The organism is Nocardioides sp. Root151, assembly GCF_001427925.1.
GTDB lineage: Bacteria > Actinomycetota > Actinomycetes > Propionibacteriales > Nocardioidaceae > Nocardioides.
The window spans coordinates 182,094-205,079 of sequence record NZ_LMGG01000004.1; the positions used below are offsets into that span (position 1 = coordinate 182,094).

23 protein-coding genes and 1 riboswitch are annotated in these 22,986 nt (G+C 68.7%); of the genes, 15 read left to right on the plus strand and 8 right to left on the minus strand.

The features are described from left to right. The first annotated feature begins 15 nt into the window (after positions 1–15). From coxB to ASD66_RS09405, 5 genes are all read left to right on the plus strand, one after another. Complete coding sequence (coxB, locus tag ASD66_RS09385; RefSeq protein WP_235530025.1) at positions 16–903, plus strand: cytochrome c oxidase subunit II; 888 nt, start codon at positions 16–18, stop codon at positions 901–903. Beyond that, complete coding sequence (gene ctaD / locus ASD66_RS09390) at positions 900–2,648, plus strand: cytochrome c oxidase subunit I (protein WP_056676552.1); 1,749 nt, start codon at positions 900–902, stop codon at positions 2,646–2,648. Before coxB ends, ctaD begins: the two co-directional genes overlap by 4 nt. Continuing rightward, entirely contained in the window at positions 2,648–3,046 is a 399-nt protein-coding gene (locus ASD66_RS09395) for a cytochrome c oxidase subunit 4 (protein ID WP_056676555.1), read from the plus strand. The genes ctaD and ASD66_RS09395 overlap by 1 nt, the downstream gene beginning before the upstream one ends. Positions 3,047–3,164: 118 nt before the next feature. After that, a complete protein-coding gene (locus ASD66_RS09400) occupies positions 3,165–4,397 on the plus strand; it encodes a L,D-transpeptidase (protein ID WP_056890785.1) in 1,233 nt (410 codons plus the stop codon). Between the two features lie 165 nt (positions 4,398–4,562). Further along, on the plus strand, positions 4,563–5,501 hold the full coding sequence (locus ASD66_RS09405; RefSeq protein WP_056890786.1) for a hypothetical protein: 939 nt from the start codon (positions 4,563–4,565) through the stop codon (positions 5,499–5,501). A gap of 85 nt (positions 5,502–5,586) precedes the next feature. On the opposite strand, the gene ASD66_RS09410 is transcribed toward ASD66_RS09405, so the two are convergent. The 5 genes from ASD66_RS09410 to ASD66_RS09430 all read right to left on the minus strand — a co-directional run bounded on the left by ASD66_RS09410 (position 5,587) and on the right by ASD66_RS09430 (position 11,212). Further along, a complete protein-coding gene (locus ASD66_RS09410; protein WP_056890787.1) occupies positions 5,587–6,612 on the minus strand; it encodes an LLM class flavin-dependent oxidoreductase in 1,026 nt (341 codons plus the stop codon). Positions 6,613–6,800: 188 nt separating this feature from the next. Then, positions 6,801–8,564, minus strand: coding sequence for a cytochrome b (locus ASD66_RS09415; RefSeq protein ID WP_056890788.1), 1,764 nt, complete (start codon positions 8,562–8,564; stop codon positions 6,801–6,803). Continuing rightward, positions 8,561–9,643, minus strand: a complete 1,083-nt coding sequence (locus ASD66_RS09420) for a ubiquinol-cytochrome c reductase iron-sulfur subunit (RefSeq protein ID WP_056676570.1) — start codon at positions 9,641–9,643, stop codon at positions 8,561–8,563. The genes ASD66_RS09415 and ASD66_RS09420 overlap by 4 nt, the downstream gene beginning before the upstream one ends. Next, entirely contained in the window at positions 9,640–10,449 is an 810-nt protein-coding gene (locus ASD66_RS09425) for a c-type cytochrome (RefSeq protein WP_056679165.1), read from the minus strand. The genes ASD66_RS09420 and ASD66_RS09425 overlap by 4 nt, the downstream gene beginning before the upstream one ends. Before the next feature lie 115 nt (positions 10,450–10,564). Further along, entirely contained in the window at positions 10,565–11,212 is a 648-nt protein-coding gene (locus ASD66_RS09430) for a heme-copper oxidase subunit III (protein WP_056676573.1), read from the minus strand. Between the two features lie 65 nt (positions 11,213–11,277). On the opposite strand from ASD66_RS09430, the gene ASD66_RS09435 reads away from it, so the two are divergent. The 4 genes from ASD66_RS09435 to ASD66_RS09450 are packed head-to-tail and all read left to right on the plus strand — an operon-like array spanning position 11,278 to position 14,265. Then, positions 11,278–12,255 (plus strand): cytochrome c oxidase assembly protein, encoded by a 978-nt coding sequence (locus tag ASD66_RS09435; protein WP_235530027.1) that lies wholly within the window; start codon positions 11,278–11,280, stop codon positions 12,253–12,255. 10 nt (positions 12,256–12,265) lie between these two features. Continuing rightward, complete coding sequence (locus ASD66_RS09440) at positions 12,266–12,676, plus strand: response regulator transcription factor (protein ID WP_056676578.1); 411 nt, start codon at positions 12,266–12,268, stop codon at positions 12,674–12,676. Then, positions 12,673–13,707 (plus strand): anthranilate phosphoribosyltransferase, encoded by a 1,035-nt coding sequence (trpD, locus tag ASD66_RS09445; protein WP_056890789.1) that lies wholly within the window; start codon positions 12,673–12,675, stop codon positions 13,705–13,707. Before ASD66_RS09440 ends, trpD begins: the two co-directional genes overlap by 4 nt. 48 nt (positions 13,708–13,755) lie before the next feature. Next, positions 13,756–14,265: an OsmC family protein gene (locus ASD66_RS09450; protein ID WP_056676583.1), complete on the plus strand. Its 510-nt coding sequence runs from the start codon at positions 13,756–13,758 to the stop codon at positions 14,263–14,265. Between the two features lie 4 nt (positions 14,266–14,269). On the opposite strand, the gene ASD66_RS09455 is transcribed toward ASD66_RS09450, so the two are convergent. From ASD66_RS09455 to ASD66_RS09465, 3 genes are all read right to left on the minus strand, one after another. Further along, the gene (locus ASD66_RS09455) at positions 14,270–14,890 is read right to left on the minus strand and encodes a YgjV family protein (protein WP_056890790.1); all 621 of its coding nucleotides are present in this window, start codon (positions 14,888–14,890) and stop codon (positions 14,270–14,272) included. Between the two features lie 65 nt (positions 14,891–14,955). Continuing rightward, positions 14,956–15,234 (minus strand): Lrp/AsnC family transcriptional regulator, encoded by a 279-nt coding sequence (locus tag ASD66_RS09460; RefSeq protein ID WP_056676591.1) that lies wholly within the window; start codon positions 15,232–15,234, stop codon positions 14,956–14,958. A 59-nt stretch (positions 15,235–15,293) separates the two neighbouring features. Further along, a complete protein-coding gene (locus tag ASD66_RS09465; protein WP_056890791.1) occupies positions 15,294–17,075 on the minus strand; it encodes a DEDD exonuclease domain-containing protein in 1,782 nt (593 codons plus the stop codon). A gap of 91 nt (positions 17,076–17,166) precedes the next feature. On the opposite strand from ASD66_RS09465, the gene ASD66_RS09470 reads away from it, so the two are divergent. The 6 genes from ASD66_RS09470 to ASD66_RS09495 all read left to right on the plus strand — a co-directional run bounded on the left by ASD66_RS09470 (position 17,167) and on the right by ASD66_RS09495 (position 22,980). Continuing rightward, entirely contained in the window at positions 17,167–17,427 is a 261-nt protein-coding gene (locus tag ASD66_RS09470) for a hypothetical protein (protein WP_056676597.1), read from the plus strand. 3 nt (positions 17,428–17,430) lie between these two features. Further along, positions 17,431–18,735 carry an NYN domain-containing protein gene (locus tag ASD66_RS09475; protein ID WP_056890792.1) on the plus strand — a complete coding sequence of 435 codons (1,305 nt, stop codon included), beginning with the start codon at positions 17,431–17,433 and terminating at the stop codon, positions 18,733–18,735. A 145-nt stretch (positions 18,736–18,880) separates the two neighbouring features. After that, positions 18,881–19,087: a hypothetical protein gene (locus tag ASD66_RS09480; RefSeq protein WP_056676602.1), complete on the plus strand. Its 207-nt coding sequence runs from the start codon at positions 18,881–18,883 to the stop codon at positions 19,085–19,087. Between the two features lie 206 nt (positions 19,088–19,293). Next, positions 19,294–19,470, plus strand: a riboswitch (cyclic di-AMP (ydaO/yuaA leader). 11 nt (positions 19,471–19,481) lie between these two features. Further along, positions 19,482–20,477: a C40 family peptidase gene (locus tag ASD66_RS09485; RefSeq protein WP_056890793.1), complete on the plus strand. Its 996-nt coding sequence runs from the start codon at positions 19,482–19,484 to the stop codon at positions 20,475–20,477. 56 nt (positions 20,478–20,533) lie between these two features. Then, positions 20,534–21,721, plus strand: coding sequence for a hypothetical protein (locus ASD66_RS09490; RefSeq protein ID WP_156388620.1), 1,188 nt, complete (start codon positions 20,534–20,536; stop codon positions 21,719–21,721). Next, complete coding sequence (locus tag ASD66_RS09495) at positions 21,718–22,980, plus strand: M48 family metallopeptidase (protein ID WP_235530028.1); 1,263 nt, start codon at positions 21,718–21,720, stop codon at positions 22,978–22,980. The genes ASD66_RS09490 and ASD66_RS09495 overlap by 4 nt, the downstream gene beginning before the upstream one ends. The last annotated feature ends 6 nt before the right edge of the window (positions 22,981–22,986 follow it).

A 22,986-nucleotide genomic window follows, 5' to 3' on the forward strand; every position in this document is an offset into this window, starting at 1 on the left:
GAGAGAGGCTCGTTCGTGGGTCTGCAACTCCCCAAGCGCGCCCGGCAGTTGGCGCTGGGCGCGATGCTGGGCATCAGCTTCCTCATGTTGGGCGCATGTTCTGCCGAGAGCAAGGCACAGGCAAGCCGTTGGGCCATGCCTGCCGACTCGCCTGCCACTGAGCAGGGCCAGTACATCGCCGATCTGTGGAAGTGGTCCTGGGTGGCCGCGCTCGTCACCGGCATCATTGTCTGGGGCCTGATCTTCTACGTGGCCTGGCGCTACCGTCGCCGCAGCGACGACGAGATCCCGGTCCAGACGCGCTACAACCTGCCGCTCGAGATCTTCTACACGATCGCGCCGATCATGATGGTGATCGTGTTCTTCTTCCACACCGTCGACGTGCAGAACAAGGTGCTCGACGAGGTCGACAACCCTGACCAGGTCATCCAGGTCGTCGGACAGCAGTGGTCGTGGACCTTCAACCACACCGACGACCCCACTGACGTCGACGGTTCGGTCCACTACGTGGCCGGCACCGCACGCGACATCCCGACGCTGGTGCTGCCGGTCGACCAGACCATCGAGTTCAAGCTGTCGTCGCCCGACGTCATCCACGGCTTCTGGGTCCCCGCGTTCCTGATGAAGATGGACGTGTTCCCGGGGCAGGAGGGCGAGGAGCGCAACTCCTTCCAGGTCCACACGACCAAGGAGGGCACGTTCATGGGCAAGTGCACCGAGCTGTGCGGTGTCTCGCACTCGCGCATGCTCTTCAACGTCGAGGTCGTCAGCCAGGCCGAGTACGACCAGTACCTCACCACGATCCCCCAGGCTGACCACCCGCTCCTCGGCGGCTCGGATGCCGTCACCCAGGTCGGCCTCGACGAGGCCCAAGAGCACGAGTCCAACGGAGGCGACGAGTGACCGCCACGGCAGCACATCCCACCGAAGAGCTGGCGGGCGGCCGCAAGCCGCTGGGCCAGCAGGTGGTCCGCATCCTCACCACCACCGATCACAAGCTGATCGGCAAGATGTACCTCATCACGTCGTTCGCGTGGTTCATGGTCGGCGGCCTGATGGCCATGCTGATCCGTTCCGAGCTGGCCTACCCGGGCAACCAGGTGGTCACCGACGAGGTCTACAACCAGCTGTTCACCATGCACGGCACGATCATGCTGCTGCTCTTCGCGACGCCGCTGTTCTTCGGCTTCGCCAACGTGATCATGCCGCTGCAGATCGGCTCGCCCGACGTCGCGTTCCCGCGCCTCAACATGTTCAGCTACTGGCTGTTCCTCTGGGGCGGTCTCATCGCGGCGTCCGGCTTCCTCACCCCGCAGGGTGCGGCTGACTTCGGCTGGTTCGCCTATGCGCCGCTCTCCAACGAAGTGCGCTCGCCCGGCATCGGCGGCGACCTGTGGATCATGGGCCTCTGGATGGCCGGTATCGGCACGATCCTCGGTGCGGTCAACTTCATCACCACGATCATCTGCATGCGCGCGCCCGGCATGACCATGTTCCGCATGCCGATCTTCGTGTGGAACGTCCTGATCACCAGCCTGCTGGTGCTCCTGGCCTTCCCGATCCTCGGTGGCGCGCTGCTCTCGCTCGAGGCCGACCGACTGCTCGGGGCCCACGTCTTCGACGCCGAACATGGCGGCGCCCTGCTGTGGCAGCACCTGTTCTGGTTCTTCGGGCACCCCGAGGTCTACATCATCGCCCTGCCGTTCTTCGGCATCGTGACCGAGATCCTTCCGGTGTTCAGCCGCAAGCCGATCTTCGGGTACGTCGGCCTGGTCGGCGCCACGCTCGGCATCGCGATCCTCTCGGTCGCCGTGTGGGCCCACCACATGTTCGTGACCGGAGAGGTGAACCTGCCCTTCTTCTCGGGCATGACCTTCCTGATCGCGGTGCCCACAGGAGTGAAGTTCTTCAACTGGATAGGCACGATGTGGGGCGGCTCCCTGTCGTTCGACACCCCGATGCTGTGGACGATCGGCTTCCTCACCACCTTCCTTTTCGGTGGCCTGACCGGTGTCATCCTGGCCAGCCCGCCGCTCGACTTCCACGTCTCCGACTCCTACTTCGTGGTGGCGCACTTCCACTACGTGGTGTTCGGCACGGTGGTGTTCGCGATGTTCGCCGGCTTCTACTTCTGGTGGCCGAAGATGACCGGGCGCATGCTCAACGAGCGTCTCGGCAAGCTCCACTTCTGGCTGCTGTTCGTCGGCTTCCACACCACCTTCCTGGTCCAGCACTGGCTGGGTGTCGAGGGCATGCCTCGCCGGTACGCCGACTACCAGCCCGACGACGGCTTCACGGTCCTGAACCAGGTGTCCACCATCGGTGCGTTCCTGCTCGGTGCCTCGACGCTGCCGTTCCTCTACAACGTCTGGATCAGCCGCAAGTCGCGCCTGGTCGAGGTCGACGACCCGTGGGGCTGGGGCCGTTCGCTGGAGTGGGCCACGAGCTGCCCGCCCCCGCGGCACAACTTCGTCTCGATCCCGCGGATCCGTTCGGAGTCGCCGGCCTTCGACCTGCACCACCCGGAGATCGCCGCCCTCGAGCTCGAGGAGAACGACTTCGACGGAATCTCTGACACCCCTGAGGTGCAGGGGCGCAAGGAAATGCTCAATGACCGCACCGATGGAACCCCGGAGGAGAACGCCTGATGAAGGCTGAGACCTGGATCTTCGTCATCACGACGATCTTCTTTGCCCTGGTCGCACCGGCGTACTGGTTCATCGCCGGTGACTGGACGGGCACCACGGCGCTCGTCATGTCCGCCCTGCTGGTCGCCATGGTGTCGCTCTACCTCGGTTTCCACGCCTCGCGCATGGAGCCGCGGCCCGAGGACCGCAAGGACGCCGAGATCGCTGACGGCGCCGGTGAGCTGGGCTTCTTCCCGCCCTACTCGTGGTGGCCGCTGTGGTGCAGCCTCACGATGGCCCTGTGCACCTTCGCGATCGCGCTTGCCGCGTGGTGGCTGCTGATCATCGGCGGCGTCTTCGGAACCCTGGCCCTGTGCGGCTGGATCTTCGAGTACTACCGCGGGGAACACGCCCACTGATCCCTGCCATGCAGCCCCGCCGTAGGTGACCACGTTCACGTCTCGGCGGGGCTTCGTGTTGCACTGGTCGGGGTAGCCTGTTCTCGGACCGACTGAGCTTTCCACGGGGGAGACCGACATGACTGCACTGCCCACGCGCCGTCGCGGCACGCGCGCCGCCGTCGCGCTCGCCGGCATCGCCCTGCTCACTGCGGGACTCTCCGCGTGCAGCAACGCGACCGGTGACTCCTCCTCCGACGACTCGGACAACTCCTCCGACTCGCAGGGCAGACCGGGCTCGGTTGACGGCGTCGACGACGTCGTCCTGAGCAGCAATGTCGGCCCCCGCAAGGCCGTCCCGGTGAACCACGTGGTCCGCGTCAAGGCCAGCAACGGCACCATCACCAAGGTGCTGGTCAAGGCTGCCGGAGCCGAGCCGATCAAGGGCACCCTGGCCAGTGACGGCAGCACCTGGCACGCCACGCAGCTGCTCGAGCCCGGCACGACGTACGTCGTGAGAACCACCACGGAGAACGCCGATGGCGACGTCGACAACTCGTCGCGTCGGTTCACCACGGTCGACCTGACCCTCGACCAGCAGACCTACGCCGCCGTCGCTCCCCTCGAGGGTGAGACGGTCGGGGTCGGCATGCCGATCATCGTGAACTTCGACCTGCCGGTCACCGACAAGAAGGCCTTCGAGAAGCACATGACGGTCACCACGACGCCGGCCCAGAAGGGCACGTGGCACTGGATGAGCGACACTCTGGTGCACTACCGCCCCGCGGCGTACTGGAAGGCCGGCAGCGACGTCACCGTCGACCTCGACATCAACGCGCTCCCCGCCGGACAGGGCATCTACGGCCAGGACTCCCGCACCGTCTCGTTCCACGTCGGTGACGCGGTGATCAGCAAGGTCAACGCCCAGACCCACCAGATGAAGACGTTCGTGAACGGCAAGCTGGTCCGCACCACGCCGATCACCACCGGCAAGGCCGGTTTCACCACCCGCAGCGGGGTGAAGGTGATCATGGAGAAGTACCGCACCAAGCGGATGAACTCCGAGACCGTGGGCATCCCGGCCGGCAGCTCCGACGCCTACGACATCGACGACGTCGAGTACGCCATGCGGGTCACCTCGAGCGGTGAGTTCCTGCATGCCGCGCCGTGGTCGGTCGGCTCCCAGGGCTACGCGAACGTGTCGCACGGCTGCACCGGCATGTCCACCGAGAACGCCGCCTGGATCTACAACATCTCCAAGCGGGGCGACGTGGTCGAGTACACCGGCACCGACCGTCCGATGACGCTCGACAACGGGTACGGCGACTGGAACGAGTCGTTCGCGACCTACAAGCAGGGCTCCGCACTCTGACCTGTCGCCAGTTCGTGACGACCTGTCGCCAGTTCCGGTTGACCTGTCGTGAGTTCACGCCGACCCGTCGCCAGTTTTCGCTCCCATGCAGCTTTTTGCCGCAGTTGTCCACAGGTTGCTCGCTGACCGGAGCGGATGACTCTTGGATTGCCGATCCTTGCGGGCATGAACATGTTGGCAACTTACGTCGGTCCTGGCCGGCTCGTGCTTCCCGGCCGCCCGTTCACCCGTCGGGAAGCCCTGGGGTGGGGGCTCCGCGATGCTGATCTGGCCGCCGGCGTTGCATCCGGGACCCTGCAGCATCCGATGCGGGGCGTCTACTACGGCGCGCACCTCGAAGAGGACCTGGCATTGCGCATCGCATGCCTCAAGTGCGTAGTCCCGGAGGATGCGGTCGTCACCGACCGTACGGCGGCATGGCTCCTCGGCGCACCTCGCGTCCTGGCACCCGGCGATCACCTGGTCGTGCCGAAGGTCTCGGTGTTTCGGCGACCAGGCTATCGACTCCGCAATGGCCTGACCCGCAGTGGGGAGCGTTCCTTTGGTCCGGACGACGTCATGTCGATCGATGGAATAAAGGTGACCACACCGTTGCGTACTGCCCTCGACGTCGGGCGCCTGCTCCACAGGGACCAGGCGTTGGGCGTCATGGACGCTTTGCAGCGGCAACACGGCTTCACCAACGACGAGTTGATTCTGGGGGCTGATCGGTTCAGGCGGGCACGCGGCGTCGTACAACTTCGGGACCTGGCTCCGCATGTCGACGGGCGCAGCGGCTCACCGGCGGAGAGCGCCACCCGCTCCAAGTGGCTCCGGATACCCTCCGTGCCGAAACCGGACCTTCAGATCGAGGTCGCCTCGCCCTTCGGGTCCTACTTCCTGGACCTGGGTGTCCCGCACTTGAAGTACGCCGTCGAGTACGACGGCGAGGACTTTCACGGCGAGGAGGACGAGCCGCATGACCGGCAGCGACGGGCATGGATCCGACGGCGGCATGGCTGGATCATCGACGTCGTGCGCAAGGAGAATCTCTTCGGAGTCCATGGAGATGTCGAGGGCATCATCATCTCTGGCATCGAAGCCGCACGGCGCCGTCTGCGGTGATCGGACCTGAACACGCGACAAGTCGACCTGAACTGGCGACAGGTCGACCTGAACTGGCGACGGGTCGACCTGAACTGGCGACGGGTCAGTTGAGCAGCTCACGGACCCGAGGAATGACCTCGGTGCCGTAGCGACCGATCGAGTCCATCAGCTGCTCGTGCGGCATGGTGCCGTTGCTGTACTTCAGGTCGAAGCGGCTCAGGCCCAGCGTCTCGACGGTGGTGGCGATCTTGTGGGCCACCGTCTCGGAAGAGCCGACGAAGAGCGCGCCGTGATCGGCCTCGGCCTCGAACTGCTCCCGGGTGGCCGGACCCCAGCCCCTCTCGCGTCCGATGCGATCGCGGTTGGCCTTGAAGTGCGGGAACAGCTGCTCGCGCGCCTCGGCATCGGTGGCCGCGACGAACCCGGGGGAGTGCACCCCGATCGGCAGCTCGGGACTGTCGAACTCGGCGAGCGCACGACGGTAGAGGTCGGCGAACGGTGCGAAGCGGGCCGGATCTCCGCCGATGATGGCCAGCATCATCGGGATGCCGTGCCGAGCTGCGCGTACGACGGACTCGGGTGAGCCACCGACGCCGATCCAGGTGCTCAACGTGCCGCGCTCGGTCTTGGGGTAGACGTGGGTGGGCTCGAGGGCGGGCCGGGTGGTGCCCTTCCACGAGACGGCGTCCTCCCGCCGCAGGGCTGCGAACAGGTCGAGCTTCTCTTCGAACAGCACCTCGTAGTCGCCCAGGTCAAGGCCGAAGAGCGGGAAGGACTCGGTGAAGGAACCCCGCCCCAGGGTCACCTCGGCCCGGCCGTTCGAGATTGCATCGAGAGTGGCGAAGCGCTCGTAGACCCGAATGGGGTCGTCGGAGGAGAGCACGGTGACCGCCGTACCGAGGATGATCCGCTCGGTGCGCGAGGCGGCAGCAGCCAGGACCACGTCGGGGGCCGAGACGGCGAAGTCGTCGCGGTGGTGCTCACCGACGCCGAACGCGTCAACGCCGACCTGGTCGGCCAGCACGATCTCGTCGACGACGTTGCGCAGCACTTCGGCATGACTCAACTTCGTGCCGTCGGGGTCGACGGTCACGTCGCCGAAGGTGTCGAGTCCGAGCTTGACGTTCATGGGATCTCCTCCACAGCAAGTGTTGAAGATTCAACCAAAGGTGGGGCGCGGACATTCCCGGACGCGCCCAACGGCCGGGCTGGCGACGGGTCGACCGGAACTGGCGACAGGTCGATCAATGACGAACCCCGCACTACCTCCGAGGAGGTGGTGCGGGGTTCGGGTGGTGCTGTGGGCTGACCCGGGGATCAGTGATCGCCGCGCAGGGCCTCACCGTCGACCGGGTGACGGCCGTCGAACTGGTGGCCGTCCGCCGAGTGGTCGAGACCGGCCTCGATCTCGTGGGCGTGCTCGTCGTCGGCGTGGTGGTGCGCCTCCTCGAGCTCCTGGGCGGTCGGCTTCTGCATGTTGTCGGCGAACAGGGCCGTGGACAACTTGCCGCGGACGCCGTCGAGCTTGCCGTCCTTGGAGGCCACGCCGTTGGCGTCGACACCCGAGCCCGGGACGAACACCTGGTCACGGTCACGCGCGGTGAGCGTGTAGGCGCTGTCCGCGCTGATCGGCAGGTGACGCTCGGTGTAGCCGCCCTCCGCGGACCGCATGATGATGCCGGTCTCGTAGCCGTGCAGCAGCTTCTCGTTGTCGTGACGCTGCAGCGAGATGCACCACCGCTTGGTGAAGATGAACACGATCACCGGGATGACGAACACTGCACCACGCATGAAGTAGGTGATGTGGTTCAGGTTCAGGTGGAACAGCACGGCGAGCACGTCGTTGCCGCCGGCGGCCCAGAGCAGCCCGTAGAGGGTGATCATCGCGGACAGGAAGGCGGTGCGCCCGGGGGCGTTGCGCGGACGCTGGAGCAGGTGGTGCTCCCGCTTGTCGCCGGTCACCCAGGCCTCCAGGAACGGCCAGGCCAGCACCGTCACGAGCAGGGCCACGGGCAGGATCTGGCCGGGCAGGAAGATGTTCCACGAGAGAGTGTGGCCCCAGAGGTGCGTCTCCCAGCCGGGCATGATGCGCAGCAGGCCCTCGGCGATACCCATGTACCAGTCGGGTTGCGAGCCTGCGGTCACCTTCGACGGGTCGTAGGGCCCGTACTTCCACACCGGGTTGATCGTCAGCAGGCCACCCATCAGGGCGCACATGCCGAACACGATGAAGAAGAAGCCACCGGCCTTGGCCATGTAGACCGGGAGCATCGGGAAGCCGACGACGTTCTCCTCGGTGCGTCCGGGGCCAGGCCACTGCGTGTGCTTGTGGTAGACGAGCAGCAGCATGTGGGCCGCGATCAGGGCCAGGATCAGGCCCGGGATCAGCAGGATGTGCGCCATGTAGAGGCGCGGGATGATGTCGTCGCCGGGGAACTCACCACCGAACATGAAGAACGACATGTAGGTGCCGACCACCGGGGTGGCCTTGACCAGTCCGTCGGCGATTCTCATGCCGGTGCCGGAGAGCAGGTCGTCGGGGAGCGAGTAGCCCGCGAATCCTTCGACGATGCCCAGCAGGATCAGCACACCGCCGATGATCCAGTTGACCTCACGCGGCTTGCGGAACGCGCCGGTCAGGAAGACGCGCATCATGTGCACGAGCATCGCGGCGATGAAGAGCATGGCCGCCCAGTGGTGCATCTGGCGCACCATCAGGCCGCCGCGGACGTCGAACGAGATGTCCAGCGTCGAGGCGAAGGCCTCGGACATGTGCATGCCGTTGAGCTCGGCGTACGAGCCGAAGTACTGGACCTCGACCATCGACGGCTTGAACCAGAAGGTCAGGAAGACGCCGGTGATGAGGAGTACGACGAAGCTCCACAGCGCGATCTCGCCGAGCATGAAGGACCAGTGGTCCGGGAAGACCTTGCGCAGGTTCTTCTTGGCGGCAGTGGCCAGGCCGAGCCGCTCGTCGGCCCAGCCGACGACCTTGGCACCGCGGCCGGCCTTCTTGGCCGAGGCCGCGCTCTTGCCGTTGGTGGAGGCCACGGAGCCGCCCACGTTCGCGGATGTGCTCATTTGGAGTCACGCTCCCAGTAGCTAGGTCCGACTGGTTCCCTGAAGTCGCTCTGTGCCACGAGGTAGCCATTCTCCACCCTCAGCGGGAGCTGGGGGAGGGGGCGGGCAGCCGGACCGAACACGACGCGCCCGCCATCGGCGAGGTCGAAGGTCGACTGGTGGCACGGGCAGAGCAGGTGGTGGCTCTGCTGCTCGTTCAGGGAGATCGGGCAACCGACGTGTGTGCAGATCTTGGAGTAGGCCACGATGCCGTCGACCTGCCAGTTCTGCGGGCTGCGCTCGGAGAACGTGAGGTCCTTGGGCTCCATGCGGAGCAGGATCACGGCAGCCTTGGACTTGGCGACCTGGAGGTCGACACCCTCGAGGTACTCGACGCCGCGGGCCTCACCCTCGGCGACGTCCTCCTCGTGGTGCAGGGTGACCAGACCCTCGGGCTGGGCGTTCATCAGGTCGCCCACCTCGAGCTGGCTCGGCTTGACCGGGGTGCCGGTCACGTCGCGCACGATGCGGGTGCCCTTGGCCCAGACGGTGCTCTCGAGCTTCTTGCCGGGCAGGGTGCCGAGGTCCCGCAGGCCCACGATCAGCGGCAGGCCGAGCATGCCCATGGCACCGAGCATGGTGTTGCGGATCAGCGGACGACGGGCGATGCCCGACTCCTCGAGACCGGCGGAAAGCTGCGCCAGCGTCTCCTCGCGGTCCTCGGGGGAGGACGCCGCGGGGTGGCGCATCTCGAAGATCTCGACGTCGCCCATGAGCTTGCGGGCCCAGTGGATGACGCCGATGCCGATGAACATCAGGGCCAGGCCCAGCGTCGCACCGAGGGCGACGTTGGAGGCGCCGAGGCCGATGAACGTGTCGGTCTCGTCCTTGATGTCGAGGGTGAAGTAGGCGACGCAGAACAGCACGGCGCAGATCATCGACAGGACGAAGAAGGCGGCGACCTGTCGCTCGGCACGGCGCTCGGCCTTGACGTCGACGTCGGTCGGGCGCGGCTTGTGGGCCGGGAGGCCCGGGTTCGCGATCGGCTCCTCGACGGAGGCCGGAAGGTGGTTCGACTCGGTGTCGTGGTGGTCGCTCACGCGGGCGTCTCCTCGCTGTGCTCGGTCTTCTCGGAGCGCGCGGAGTGCGCCGCGATCCAGTAGGCGAAGCCGATCAGGCCGCCGATGCCCAGGAGCCAGGCGAACATGCCCTCGCTCACGGGGCCGATGCCGCCGAGGCTGAAGCCGCCGTACCCGGGGTTCTCCTCGATGGAGTTGAGGTAGGCGATGATCGCGGCCTTGTCCTCGGGGGCGATGTTGCCGTTGGAGAAGACGTCCATCTGCTGCGGGCCGGTCAGCATGGCCTCGTAGAGGTGCTTGTCCGAGGTCTTGCGCAGGCTGGGGGCCTTCTTGCCCTCGGGCATGGCTCCGCCCGAGCCCTCGAAGTTGTGACAGGCCGAGCAGTTGGCCAGGAACAGCTGGCCGCCCTTGACGATGGCCTCGCGCTGCTCGTCCTTGCTCAGGTGGTCGATCGAGTAGTCGTCCTCGGTGGGGATCGACGGGCCGGGGCCGAGCGAGGCGACGTACGCCGAGAGGGCCTTGACCTCGTCGTCGGTGTAGACCTTGTCCTTGACCGCGGCCTGCTGGCCGGGCTGGACCATCGGCATACGGCCGGTGCCGACCTGGAAGTCGACGGCGGCAGCGCCGACACCGACCAGCGACGGGCCGAGCTGGCCGGTCTGGCTGGTGATGCCTTCACCGTTCTGGCCGTGGCAGAAGGCGCAGCCCACGAGGAACAGCTCGCGGCCCTGCGCGATCTCGGCATCATCGGTGCCGTTCTGCTTGTCGGCAGACGCCGGCGCGAACGCGGCGTAGAGGGCACCGGTGAAGAACAGCCCGAGAAGCATCACGAGCAGCCCGGCGAGGGGACGCCTGCGGTGCCGCGAGAGCCGGCCGGCCACACGGTTGAGTGGGCGATTGAGAAGACGCACGTTCAGTCCCTAGGTCCTAGATCTTTCGGGCTTACTTGATCAGATAGATGGTCGCGAACAGCGCGATCCAGACGACGTCGACGAAGTGCCAGTAGTAGGACACGACGATCGCGCTCACCGCCTGCTCGTGGGTGAACTTGCGCGCGAGGTAGGTCCGTCCGAGGACGAACAGGAAGGCGATGAGGCCGCCGGTCACGTGGATGCCGTGGAAGCCGGTGGTCAGGTAGAAGACCGTGCCGTAGGCGTTGGCCGGGATGGTGAGGCCCTCGTGGATGAGCTCGGCGTACTCGGTGGCCTGACCACCGATGAAGACGGCGCCCATGATGAACGTGAGGATGAACCACTCCCGCAGGCCCCAGCCCTTCACGTTGAAGACAGAGCCCGTGCGCCCGACCTGGCCGCGCTCGGCGGCGAAGACGCCCAGCTGGCAGGTCACCGACGAGAGCACCAGGATCGTGGTGTTCGCCGAGGAGAACGGGATGTTCAGGAGCTCCGTCTCGCTCGCCCACAGGGCAGAGCTCTGGGCCCTGATCGTGAAGTAGCACGCGAACAGCGCAGCAAAGAACATCAGCTCACTGGAGAGCCAGATGATCGTGCCTACGCTGACCATGCTGGGACGGTCATGATGCCCGTGAAGACGGGACGCCGGAATCGCAGTTGCAGTCGCCACGGGCCTCATTATGTCTGTACCGCGGCCGGAGGGCACCCCGACCCCCTGATCTTGGGCGTCATAAAGTTCACACCGTGGACTTTCCCCGTGTGATCGCGCCTTTCACGGCCGGTGTCGACCTCCCCGAATTCACTTTCGGGCGTGTCTTCACCGCCTGGACCCTGGACCCGTTGCTCTTCATCGGAGCAGTCTGGGTGACCGGGCTCTACCTGACCGGAGTCGTGGTGCTGAGGCGCCGTGGCGACCACTGGCCGATCGGGCGGACGCTGGCCTTCGTGGTGGCCGGCATGGGCGGCTTCCTCTTCGTGACCGCCTCGGGGGTGTCGACGTACGACACGACGCTGCTGAGCGTGCACATGGTGCAGCACATGATCCTGTCGATGTGGGTGCCGTTGTTCCTGGCGCTGGGCGCTCCGGTGACGCTCGCCCTGCGCACCCTGCCCGGCACGTCGAGCAGGGGTCCTCGCGGGTGGCTGCTGATCGCCCTGCACTCGCGGGTGGCGGCGGTGCTCGCCTTCCCGCCGCTGGCCTTCGCGCTCTACGTGCTCTCGCCGTGGGCGCTCTACTTCTCCGGTTGGTACGACGCCTCGCTGAGCTCGACGTACGTCCACGAGATCATGCACGTGCACCTGGTGACGGTGGGTGCCCTGTTCTTCTGGCCGCTGCTCGGCATCGATCCGGTCCCGGGACGCGTGGGCTACCCGTTCCGCCTGCTGCTGATCGTCCTGACACTGCCGTTCCACGCGTTCCTCGGGATCACGATCATGGACCAGCAGTCGATGATCGGCGGCGACCACTACCGGGAGCTCCGCGAGGGCCCGATGGGCTCCTGGCTCCCGTCCATCGCCTCCGACCAGCACCTGGCCGGCGGCATCCTCTGGGCCTCGGGTGACCTGATCGGGTTGATCTTCTTCGGGGTGCTGTTCACCCAGTGGGTGCGCGCGTCGATCGCCGAGGCGAGGCGCGAGGACCGCCGGCTGGACCGCGAGGAGGCCCGGGCCGAGAACGCGTCGAAACCACCTCGCGAGACCACCGGCACCGACGCCGGATAGCATCGACACCGTGACCGACACCACTGCGCCCCCGCTCCAGATCCTGGTCTACAGCGACGACGTCAACATCAGGCAGCAGGTGATCCTCGCCCTCGGCCGCCGTCCGCACCCCGACCTGCCCGAGTTCGAGTACGTCGAGGTCGCCACCGAGCCCGTCGTGATCCAGCACATGGACGCCGGCAACGTCGACCTCGCGATCCTCGACGGCGAGGCGGTCCCGGCGGGCGGCATGGGCATCGCCAAGCAGCTCAAGGACGAGATCTACGAGTGCCCGCCCGTGCTGGTGCTGACCGGTCGGCCGCAGGACGCCTGGCTGGCCACGTGGTCGCGGGCAGAGGCCGCCGTGTCGCACCCGATCGACCCGATCCAGCTCGCCGAATCCGTGATCGGGCTGCTCCGCTCACGGGTGCCGGCCACGTGAGCGCCCTGACCTGGCCCGACGTACTCACCACGGCGATCGGTCGCACGGACCTGTCCGCCGAGCAGACCCGCTGGGCCATGGGCGAGATCCTCTCCGGGTCGGCCACGCCGTCGCAGATCGCCGCCTTCGCGGTCGCGCTGCGCACCAAGGGCGAGACCGTCGAGGAGGTCACCGGACTGGTCGACGCGATGTTCGAGAAGGCCACGCCACTGAAGATCCCCGGTCGCAGCGTCGACATCGTGGGCACCGGTGGTGACCGTTCCTTCTCGGTGAACATCTCGTCGATGTCGGCGATCGTCGCGGCCGGCGCAGGTGCCCTGGTGGTCAAGCACGGCAACCGGTCGGCCTCGTCGAAGTCGGGTTCCGCCGACGTGCTCGAAGCAATGGGGGTCCGACTCGACCTCGCACCGGACGCCGTCGCCGAGGTCGCGGCCAAGGCCGGGATCACCTTCTGCTTCGCGCCGATCTTCCACTCGGCCCTGCGCCACGCCGGCGTGCCGCGCAAGGAGCTCGGCATCGCCACGTTCTTCAACATCCTCGGTCCGTTGTCCAACCCGGCCCAGCCGGCGGCCGCGGCCATCGGCTGCGCCTTTCCCGACATGCCACCGGTGCTGGCCGGTGTCTTCGCCCACCGTGGCGTCGACGCCCTGGTCTTCCGAGGCGACGACGGGCTCGACGAGCTGACCACGACGACGACGTCCTCCGTCTGGGCCGTGCGCAACGGGTCGATCGAGCAGTCCAGCATCGATCCCCGAGAGCTGGGCATTCCGCTGGCCACCGCCGAGGACCTCCGGGGCGGCGACACCGCGCACAACGCCGACGTCATTCGCCGGGTCCTCGACGGAGAGCCCGGACCGGTCCGGGACGCCGTCGTGCTCAACGCGGGTGCGGCCCTCGCGGTGCACGCGGGCGAGACCGACGACGTCGCCGCGGGCGTGGCGGCCGGCATGGAGCGGGCCCGTGCGGCGATCGACAGCGGTGCCGCCAAGGCTGCCCTGGCCCGCTGGGTCAGCGCCTGCGCCGAGGCCTGATCCCGACGCTTCTCCACTCCGGGGGCTGTTCCGTGCTCCCATGGACGCATGGATGCCGAGGAACTGCGAGCCGCGCAGGCGCCGCTCAAGGCGCGCTACCGCACGAACCCGTCCGACGCCGTCACCCCCGTGTCGGCCGTCGCTGACTACCGGGACGACGGGGTCACCTGCACCGTCGAGGGATTCGCCGGGCCGGTCCGGGCCGGCCTGCACCCGGCCACCGGTGGCACCGGCGACGACGCCTGCAGTGGCGACCTGTTGCTCCAGGCCCTTCTTGCGTGTGCCGGAGTGACGCTCCGTGCCGTCGCGACGGCGTACGGCGTGGAGATTGCCGGCGCCCACCTGCGGGTGGACGGCACCTTCGACGCCCGGGGCACCCTCGGCCTCGACCGCGACGCACCCGTCGGGGTCTGCGACGTCGTGGTGGTCGCCGAGCTGGAGACCAGCGCCGACGACGCGCTCCTCGCGAAGCTGGCCGCGGCCACCGAGCGCTACTGCGTCGTGGGTCGCAGCCTGACCACGCCGCCGACGTTCGTCGTACGTCGGGCCGGGGAGTGACCGGCTACACGTCGAGCGCGTACGACGAGCCGTCGTGGGTGAAGCCGAGCCTGTCGTAGTAGGGGCCGACCATGGTGGGAGAGGTGACCACGCGCCGGATGCCGTGGTCGCGGAGCAGGCTGCTGCTGCGCCACACGAACCGGCCGGGCGAGAAGTCGCGGAATCGCGGCGTCACGTAGTCGAGTCGCACGTGGGCGGTGCCGGCGTCGACGGCCAGCACCACGACTCCGACGGTCTCCTGGCCCTTCTGGACGAGGAAGACGGTGTCGTCCGACGCAGGAGCGTCGAAGTCCGGCTGGAATCTCACGATGTCGGCCCGGTTGCCGCGCAGCACGTGGGCGACGTACGCGTCGTCGGGCCGGACCTCGAGCACCTCGAAGACTGTGGCGTCGTCACGCGCCGAGACCAGCCTCACGATGAACCAGAGGTTGATCACGCTGAGCACGATGTTCATGGCGAGCATCGGCCAGATCTCCAGGAGCCCGTTGAACACGGCCAGGACGAGACAGGCGACCAGGTTGAGCACCCGGAAGCGCAGCACGCGGGCCTGCATCAGGGAGAAGACCAGCAGTGTGCTGCCACCCCACCCGAGGATGTCGAGCCAGTGGTCGGAGAGCCAGTCCATGGGCGAAGGCTAGCGGCGTCCTCGGGTCGGCGTTGGGGAGATGCTGCTGGCCGCAGCCGCTGCGGTCAGTCCAGGCCGAGGGAGAACGCGGACTCGAGGTCGTGCTGGGAGTAGGCACGGAACGCGATGTGCGTCTCGGTGGCGGTGACCCCGTCGACCTTGTTGAGGCGATCGGCGACGACGTCGGCGACGTCGTCGTGGTTCTTCACGCGCACCAGGGCGATCAGGTCGATCTCCCCGGTGACCGAGTAGACCTCGCTGACCCCTTCGAGGGCGGCGATCGACTCGGCGACCTCGGGGATGCGGGAGACGTCGGCGTGGACGAAGACGATGGCGGTGATCACACGGTCAACGGTAGCGGGTGACCCGGACGGGCGTGGACCGACTCAGGGTGGATGCGGGGTCACCGGGCGGGCTGGTGGACGGTCGTGATGTCGCGGCGGTCGTCGAAGGGCACGAGGGACAACCGCGACTGGTTCACCGCGTCGTGCAGGGCGAGGTGGCGGCGCGCACCACGCAGCGGGCAGGTCCATTCGCCGTCGACGTCGACCAGGCGGATGCCGTCGGACTCGAGCCAGGTGAGCACCTTCTCGGACTCCTCGGCCGAGGCGGCGGGCACCGGGCCGGGTGCGTCGGCGACGGCCTCGGCGGAGGCCTTCAGGTCGGCGACGAACTGGTGGGCGTCGGTGCCGGCGGGGATCACGCCGGCGGCCGCCAGGCGCCCGTGGCGCACCACGTGCACCGACCAGCGACCGTTGTCCTCGCGGCGGGCCGCGACCACCTCGGTGCACCGGGACAGGGCGGAGAGCCGCTGGGTGCGGGCCGCGGCGCGGAGGAACGAGGCCAACCGGTCGCGGTGCACCCCGGCCTCCTCGAAGCGCTCGTCGTCGGCGAGCTGGGCCATGCGTTGGTTGATCGTCTCGACGACCTCGTCGGGGTCGTGGAGCAGTGTGTCGCGCAGCCTGCTGACCACGGCGGCGTACGCCGACTCGTCGGTGCTGCCGTCGCAGGGCGCGAGGCAACGGTCCATCTCGGCCAGCACACAGGGGGAGCGGGTCGGGGTGGCGCCGAGCCGGTCGGTGCACTGGCGGATCGGGAAGGCCTCGTGCAGGGCGGCCAACGAGCGCTCGGCGGTCTGCCGCGACGAGAAGGGTCCGAGGTAGTCGGCGTCGTCGTCGAGCACCTTGCGGACCAGGGACAGCCTCGGCCACGTTTCGCGAGTGAGCTTGAGGAAGTGCACCTTCTCGGGAAAGCGCGAGCGGCGGTTGTAGGTCGGCTTGTGCTCGGCGATCAGGCGCAGCTCGCGGACCTGGGCCTCGAGCACGGTGGCGCACTCGATGCCGGTGACCTTGGTGGCGAGCCGCACCATCTCACCCATGCGCGAGCGGGTCTCGGAGGCCGTGAAGTAGGAACGCACACGGGTGCGCAGGTCGCGGGACGTGCCGATGTAGAGGACCCGGTCGCTGGCGTCGCGGAAGAGGTAGACGCCCGGTGCATGGGGGAGCCGCTCGGCGAGGTGGCGCTTCTTGCGTTGCGCCGAGCTGACCCGGGAGGAGAAGGTCTGGAGCTCTTCGAGGGTGTGCACGCCGAGGGCGCCCAGGCGCTCCATCAGCCCGTGGAGCACGTCGACGGTCGCGCGGGCGTCGGAGAGTGCCCGGTGGTTGGGCGTGGTGTCGGCGTTGAACAGCACCGCCAGGGAGGAGAGCTTGCAGTTGGGGGCGTCGTCCCGGGTGATCACCCGGCGGGCCAGCTTGGCGGTGTCGAGCACCTCGAAGCGCGGCCACGGGCGTTGTTGCTGCTCGGCGAAGTGCTTGAGGAACCCGACGTCGAAGGGTGCGTTGTGGGCCACCAGCACGCAGCCGGCGGCGAACTCGAGGAACGCAGGCAGCGCGGACTCGATCGGGGGAGCGTCGGCGACCATCGAGTTGGTGATGCCGGTCAGCACGGCGATGAAGGGCGGGATGGTGTCGTGGGGGTTCACCAGGGTCTGGAACTCGCCGAGGATCTCGCCGCCGCGCACCTTGACCGCGCCGATCTCGGTGATCATCGAACCCGCCGCCGCCGAACCCCCGGTGGTCTCGAGGTCGACCACGCAGAAGGTGATGTCGCGGAGGGGTCGGCCGAGCTCGTCGAAACTGCGTTGCACCTCCCATCGGGAAGGCGCACCCTGAACCGCATTGCTCATGTCCCCGACGCTAGATGTGGGCACCGACAATCCCGGCAGGGCGCGCCCCATAGGCTGGGGATGTTCGTCAAGCAACCCTGAAGGAGCCCCCGTGACCGCACAGATTCCCGACACGACCAACCGTTGGCGGTGTGGTGGGTGCGGCAACCTGACGCGCTTCGACGTGACCCGCACACGCCGTACGGCGGAGTACTGGCACTTCGACCTGTCCGGGGAGCCGGTCGTCGAGAGCACCGAGGTGAAGGCCGAGACCGTCGAGTCGGTGTCCTGCCGCTGGTGCGGTCGCGACGACGCGATCGAGCTGATCGACCGCAACGAGGCGGCCGTGTCCGAGGACCCGGCCAAGGACTGACCCATGGCGACGGGCGCAGCGGAGCGGACCGGCGGGCAGATGCCCGAGCCGGTGCGCGCCCGCGTGCTCTCCCTCGCCGCCGACGCCCTGCCGAAGGTGAGCGAGCTGCCGGCCTCCCTGCGCAAGGTCGCGTCCTTCGCCCCCAACCGCCGGGCCCGGCTCGGCGGCACCCAGATCGCGGCGGCCCTCGAGACCGACGACGACTTCCGCGGCCACCTCTCCACCCAGGTCGCGGCCACCCAGCCCGACCTCGCGGAGGCGATCGGCGACGGTGTCGCCCCCGAGGCGGCTGACCCGGTGGAGCTGGCGGCGTTCCTGTGGCTCCTGCGTCCGGAGGGGTGGGAGGCTTCGTACGCCGACGCGTGTGCGCGCATCGGCACCGGTGAGGCCACCGTCGACACTGCCCAGCTCGAGCGGCTCCAGGCGAAGGTCGACCAGGCCGAGGGGCGCATCAAGCAGCTCAAGGCCGAGCACAAGGACCAGGTCGCCGAGCTCAAGACCGAGAACGCGTCCCTGCGTCGCAAGCTGGGGGAGGCCCGGGCCTCCGGACGCTCGACCAGCGCCGATGCCGAGAAGGCGATCGTGCTGGCCGAGGAGGTGCGACTCAAGGCGGAGGCCGGCCTGGCCAGTGCCGAGTCCGAGTCCCGACGCCTGCGCGCCCAGGTCGAAGAGCTCCAGGCCACGTTGTCGGCCGCCCGCCGCGAGGTGCGCACCGACAAGGACGCCGCCACCCTCCGTGCCCGGGTCCTGCTCGACACCTTGCTCGATGCCGGCCAGGGACTGCGCCGCGAGCTGGCCCTGCCGACCGTCACCGGCTCTCCGGCGGACGCCGTCGAGGCCGACCTCGCGCTCGCCGGCACGCGTACGCCGAGCGCGGCCGGCTCGCTGGGCCCGTCCAGCCCGGCGCTGCTCGAACAGTTCCTCGCCATGCCCCGGGCGCGGCTGATCATCGACGGCTACAACGTCAGCAAGACGGCCTGGCCCGACTCGACGCTCGAGGCCCAGCGGATCCGCCTCCTCAACGGGCTCGCGCCGTTGATCGCGCGCACCGGGGTCGACACCACCGTCGTGTTCGACGCGGCAGCGCAGTCCTCGCGCGGCCCGGTCAACGCGCCCCGCGGCGTCAAGGTGCTCTTCAGTCCCGAGGGCGTCATCGCCGACGACGTCATCCGCGACCTCGTCGCGGCCGAGCCACAGGGACGGGTCGTGGTGGTCGTCTCCTCCGACCGGGAGATCGCCGGCGACGTACGCCGGTCCGGTGCCAAGCCGATGGCCTCGTCGGCGCTCGTGGCCCTCCTCGCCCGCTGAGCCCCGAGACCGCCCCGCGGTCGGGCCGACCGGCCCGCTGCCCGGTGTGTGGTCCGGCGGTCCCGGACCGTTGTCGGTGGTCACTGCCAGAGTGCGTCACAGCCGGGAACTTCCCCTCCCGGACCGATGAGAGACGAGGACACCCATGACCTTGCGAATCGACTGTGACAGCTGCGAAGTCCGCGGCCTGGCCTGCCACGACTGTGTGGTGACCGTGCTGCTCGGGCCGCCGCCCGAGCTGGCGTTCGACGACGACGAGCAGCGGGCCCTCGACGTGCTCGCCGACTCGGGCCTGGTGCCGCCGCTGCGCATGGTGACGCCGCTGGCCGGTCCTGAGGTCGAGTCCGCCTGAGCCCGCCTCCCGCCCGGCCTGCCCCGGCCGAGCCGACAGCTCCCACGCTGCCTCGCGTGGGGCTGGTGTGACGCATGACACGTCACGGCGCGCCGCCGTGGCATGAAACACCCCGCGACATCCGCTCCGAGGGTTTGCCGCGGAGTGCAACCACGTCTAATCTTGCTGCTTCAGGTGCCCGTACCAGTTGGTCAAACAGGACCGGCTCGGGTGCCACGCCGAATTCGATGCCGCGGACGGGGAAGTCCGAGGCGGAGAAACCGGGGACCCACGTATCCCTGGGGTGAATCACACGCAAGGCGGAGCGATCCGTGGAGCGTGTGTAGGGCTTCTTTGTGCCCGAACCCGTCAGCTCACCCGGTAGGCGTCGACAAAGAGGGAGTACGTCCGCTACATGCACCACGGACGGAAGCGCATTCTTGCTGGCCTGGCCAGCAGCGCCATTGCAGTCATCGGCATCACCGCCATCCCCGCAGCGCCGGGCAACGCCGAGCCTGACATCGACGATGTCAAGGCCCGCGTCGACAAGCTCTACCACCAGGCAGAGCAGGCCTCCGAGCGCTCCAACGACGCAAAGCTCAAGCTCGACGACCTCGAGGCCGACCTCGCCGCCCTGAAGGCCGACGAGAAGAAGCAGCAGGCCAAGGTCGACTCGATGACCAGCACGGTCAGCGACGCCGTGGCCGCGCAGTACGAAGGCCAGGACATCTCGACGACCGGCCAGTTGGTGCTCTCCAACAGCCCCGACGAGTTCCTCTCCGACCTCAACACGGTCTCGAACTACAACGACGTGCAGGCCGACACGGTCGCGGACTACACCCGTGAGACCGACTCCCTGGAGATCCGCCGCGAGGCGACCCAGGAGCGCGCCGACGAGCTCGCCGACGCCCAGGCCGACCTCGAGGAGAACAAGGACGAGGCCGACGCCAAGCTCGCCGAGGCCAAGGAGCTGCTCGGCAAGCTCGAGGAAGAGGAGCGGGCCCGGCTCGACACCGAGGCCAGCCGCGGCACCACGCGTCTGCCCACCAACGTGCCGGCCTCCGGCCGTGCCGCCGCTGCGGTGAACTACGCGATGGCCCAGGTCGGCGACGCCTACGTCTACGGCGCAGCCGGTCCGAGCGCGTTCGACTGCTCCGGCCTGACCATGATGGCGTGGGCGCAGGCCGGGGTCGGCCTGCCGCACTCCTCGAGCGCCCAGATGGGCTCCGGCACGAGCGTCTCCTCGGGCGACCTGCAGCCCGGCGACCTGGTGTTCTACTACAGCCCGGTCAGCCACGTCGGCATGTACATCGGCAACGGCATGATCGTGCACGCGGCCAACCCGGGCAGCGGCGTCACCACCGCCGGGGTCTTCTCCATGCCGTACTCCGGCGCAGTCCGCCCGGGCTGATCGGCACCACCCTGAACGACAGCTCAGCATCGAAGGCCGGTCGCCCACTCTGGTGGGTGGCCGGCCTTTCGCTTGCCCTTGTGGCGGGCGTGCTCGCCTTCTGGCTCCGCCAGGACGACGACGCCGGGACGCCGCGGGTCCTGGACTCACCGTCGGCCCGCCAGGACCTCGCCGCCGCGGCGCTGGCGGACCTGCAGACGGCGGTCGGCGCGCGCGACCGGGCGCGACTCCACCCCGACGCCGGCGAGCTGGCCGAGACCGCGGTCGACAACGCCGAGAAGCTCCGCGTCGCCGGCTTCACGGTCCGCTACGTCGACGAGGATGCCGCCCTCACCGCCACGCTCCCGGACGGACAGTGGGCCGCCGCGGTGGACACCACCTGGCGCTTCGCCGGCTACGACCCACGTGAGGCCCACGCCGAGGTCACGTTCGTCTTCGCGCGCGAGGGCGACCACGCGGTGCTGGTCGACGTCGGTGGCGGCGGTCGTCGTACGCCCCTGTGGCTGGCCACCGCGCTCAACGTAAGCCGCACTCCGCAGGCGCTCGTGATGGCAGCGGGGGACCAGCCCGTCAACCGGTTCGCGCGGCAGGCCAGGGTGGCGGTGCGTGCGGTCGGGGAGGTCCTCCCGCCGTGGCGCCAGAAGCTCGTGATGGTGGTGCCGGAGTCCGACGAGCAGCTCGACGGGGTGCTGGCCGCCGACCCCGGGGAGTACGCCGAGATCGCCGCGGTGACCACCACGGTCGACGGGTCGCTCTCTCCGTCGGCGCCGGTGCACGTCTTCGTGAACCCGGAGGTCTTCTCGGGGCTACGACGCAACGGTGCCCAGGTGGTCACCACCCACGAGCTCGTGCACGTGGCCACGGGCGCCGCGACCGCGTCGAACACGCCGCTGTGGCTGCTCGAGGGCTTCGCCGACTACGTGGCGCTGCGCGACGCCACCCTGCCCCTGTCGGTCACCGCGGGCCAGGTCCTGGCGCAGGTACGCCGGGACGGGGCGCCCCGGCACCTGCCGGCGGGCAACGAGTTCGACACGCACACCACCCACCTCGGGGCGTCGTACGAGGCCGCGTGGCTGGCCTGTCGGCTGCTGGCGCAGACTGGTTCCGAGCAGGACCTGCTGAGGCTGTACGACGAGGTGTCGGACGGCGCACCGGTGGGCGCTGCACTCCAGCAGGTCTACGGATTCGGCGAGAAGGAACTGGTGCAACGGTGGCGCAGGGAGCTCGAGAGACTGGCACGGTGATCGCGGGGGAGCAGCGGACCGGCCTCGTGACCCGTCGCCAGCTGTGGGTGCTGACCCTGGGCGGGGCGTTGCTCTTCGTGCTGGTCGCGGCCGTGCTCGTGCCGTGGCAGCCGGTCCCGGGAGGCGCTCCCGATCCCGTTCCGGCCACCGACGTGCTCACGAGGGCACAGCTGGAGCGCGGTGAGGAGTTCGCGCGCCTGTCGCGCATCCTGAGCTGGTCGTCGCTCGCCGTCTCGCTCGTGGTCTCGTGCGTGCTCGGCTTCACCCGGCTCGGCACCCGGCTCCTGGGCCGTCGGTCCTGGCCGTGGCCGGTCACGGTCGTCGGGCTCACCGCTGCCGTGCTCGTCATCGGACGGCTGGCGACGCTGCCCTTCGCGGTGGCCCTGCGCGACCACCGTGTGGACTACGGGCTCACCACGCAGGGGCTGGGCGGCTGGGCGCTCGACCAGGTCAAGGGGCTCGGCCTCGCGATCGTGTTCACCTCGATCGCCCTGCTCGTGCTCTTCGGCTGCGTCCGGCGCTGGCGCACCTGGTGGCCCGCCGTCGTGGCCGGCATCTACGTCGTCCTCCTCCTGGGCGGTTCGTTCCTCTACCCCGTGGTGGTCGAGCCTGTGTTCAACGACTTCTCGTCGATGCCCGACGGGCCCATGCGCCAGGAGATCCTGGCCCTGGCCGACCAGGAGGGTGTCGCGGTCGACGACGTGCTGGTCGCCGACGCCTCGCGTCGTACGACGACCCTGAACGCCTATGTCTCCGGCTTCGGCGGCACCCGGCGCGTGGTGGTCTACGACAACCTGGTCGACCACCAGCCCGACGAGCAGGTGCTCTCGGTGGTGGCCCACGAGCTCGCCCACGCCAAGCACGACGACGTGCTGGTCGGCACCGCGCTCGGTGCCTTCGGCGCACTGGTCGGGGTGGGCCTGCTCGGACTGATCATGGGCCGACCGGGCCTGCGCAGGCGGGCCGGCGTCGAGGGACTGGCCGACCCCCGCGCCGTGGCGACCGTGCTGGCGCTGCTGGCGTTGGCGACCTTCTTCGTCAGCCCGGTCGAGAACACGATCAGTCGCAGGATCGAGATGCGCGCCGACGTGGACGCACTCGCGGTGACCCCGGCCTCGGCCATGGTGGACCTGCAACGCGAGCTGTGCCTGGGCGCGGTGTGCGACCCGACGCCACCGGCGTGGTCGCAGTTCTGGTTCGGCAGCCACCCCACGGCCCTGGAGCGCGTCGCGGTGGCCCGCAAGATCGGCGAGAAGTGACCCGCC

Bases quoted from the DNA above. Each gene is read 5' to 3' on its own strand.
- ASD66_RS09395 (WP_056676555.1), top strand. From the start codon at position 2,648: ATGAAGGCTGAGACCTGGATCTTCGTCATCACGACGATCTTCTTTGCC.
- ASD66_RS09400 (WP_056890785.1), top strand. From the start codon at position 3,165: ATGACTGCACTGCCCACGCGCCGTCGCGGCACGCGCGCCGCCGTCGCG.
- ASD66_RS09405 (WP_056890786.1), top strand. From the start codon at position 4,563: ATGAACATGTTGGCAACTTACGTCGGTCCTGGCCGGCTCGTGCTTCCC.
- ASD66_RS09410 (WP_056890787.1), bottom strand. From the start codon at position 6,612: ATGAACGTCAAGCTCGGACTCGACACCTTCGGCGACGTGACCGTCGAC.
- ASD66_RS09415 (WP_056890788.1), bottom strand. From the start codon at position 8,564: ATGAGCACATCCGCGAACGTGGGCGGCTCCGTGGCCTCCACCAACGGC.
- ASD66_RS09425 (WP_056679165.1), bottom strand. From the start codon at position 10,449: ATGCTTCTCGGGCTGTTCTTCACCGGTGCCCTCTACGCCGCGTTCGCG.
- ASD66_RS09430 (WP_056676573.1), bottom strand. From the start codon at position 11,212: ATGAGGCCCGTGGCGACTGCAACTGCGATTCCGGCGTCCCGTCTTCAC.
- ASD66_RS09450 (WP_056676583.1), top strand. From the start codon at position 13,756: ATGGATGCCGAGGAACTGCGAGCCGCGCAGGCGCCGCTCAAGGCGCGC.
- ASD66_RS09455 (WP_056890790.1), bottom strand. From the start codon at position 14,890: ATGGACTGGCTCTCCGACCACTGGCTCGACATCCTCGGGTGGGGTGGC.
- ASD66_RS09465 (WP_056890791.1), bottom strand. From the start codon at position 17,075: ATGAGCAATGCGGTTCAGGGTGCGCCTTCCCGATGGGAGGTGCAACGC.
- ASD66_RS09475 (WP_056890792.1), top strand. From the start codon at position 17,431: ATGGCGACGGGCGCAGCGGAGCGGACCGGCGGGCAGATGCCCGAGCCG.
- ASD66_RS09480 (WP_056676602.1), top strand. From the start codon at position 18,881: ATGACCTTGCGAATCGACTGTGACAGCTGCGAAGTCCGCGGCCTGGCC.
- ASD66_RS09485 (WP_056890793.1), top strand. From the start codon at position 19,482: ATGCACCACGGACGGAAGCGCATTCTTGCTGGCCTGGCCAGCAGCGCC.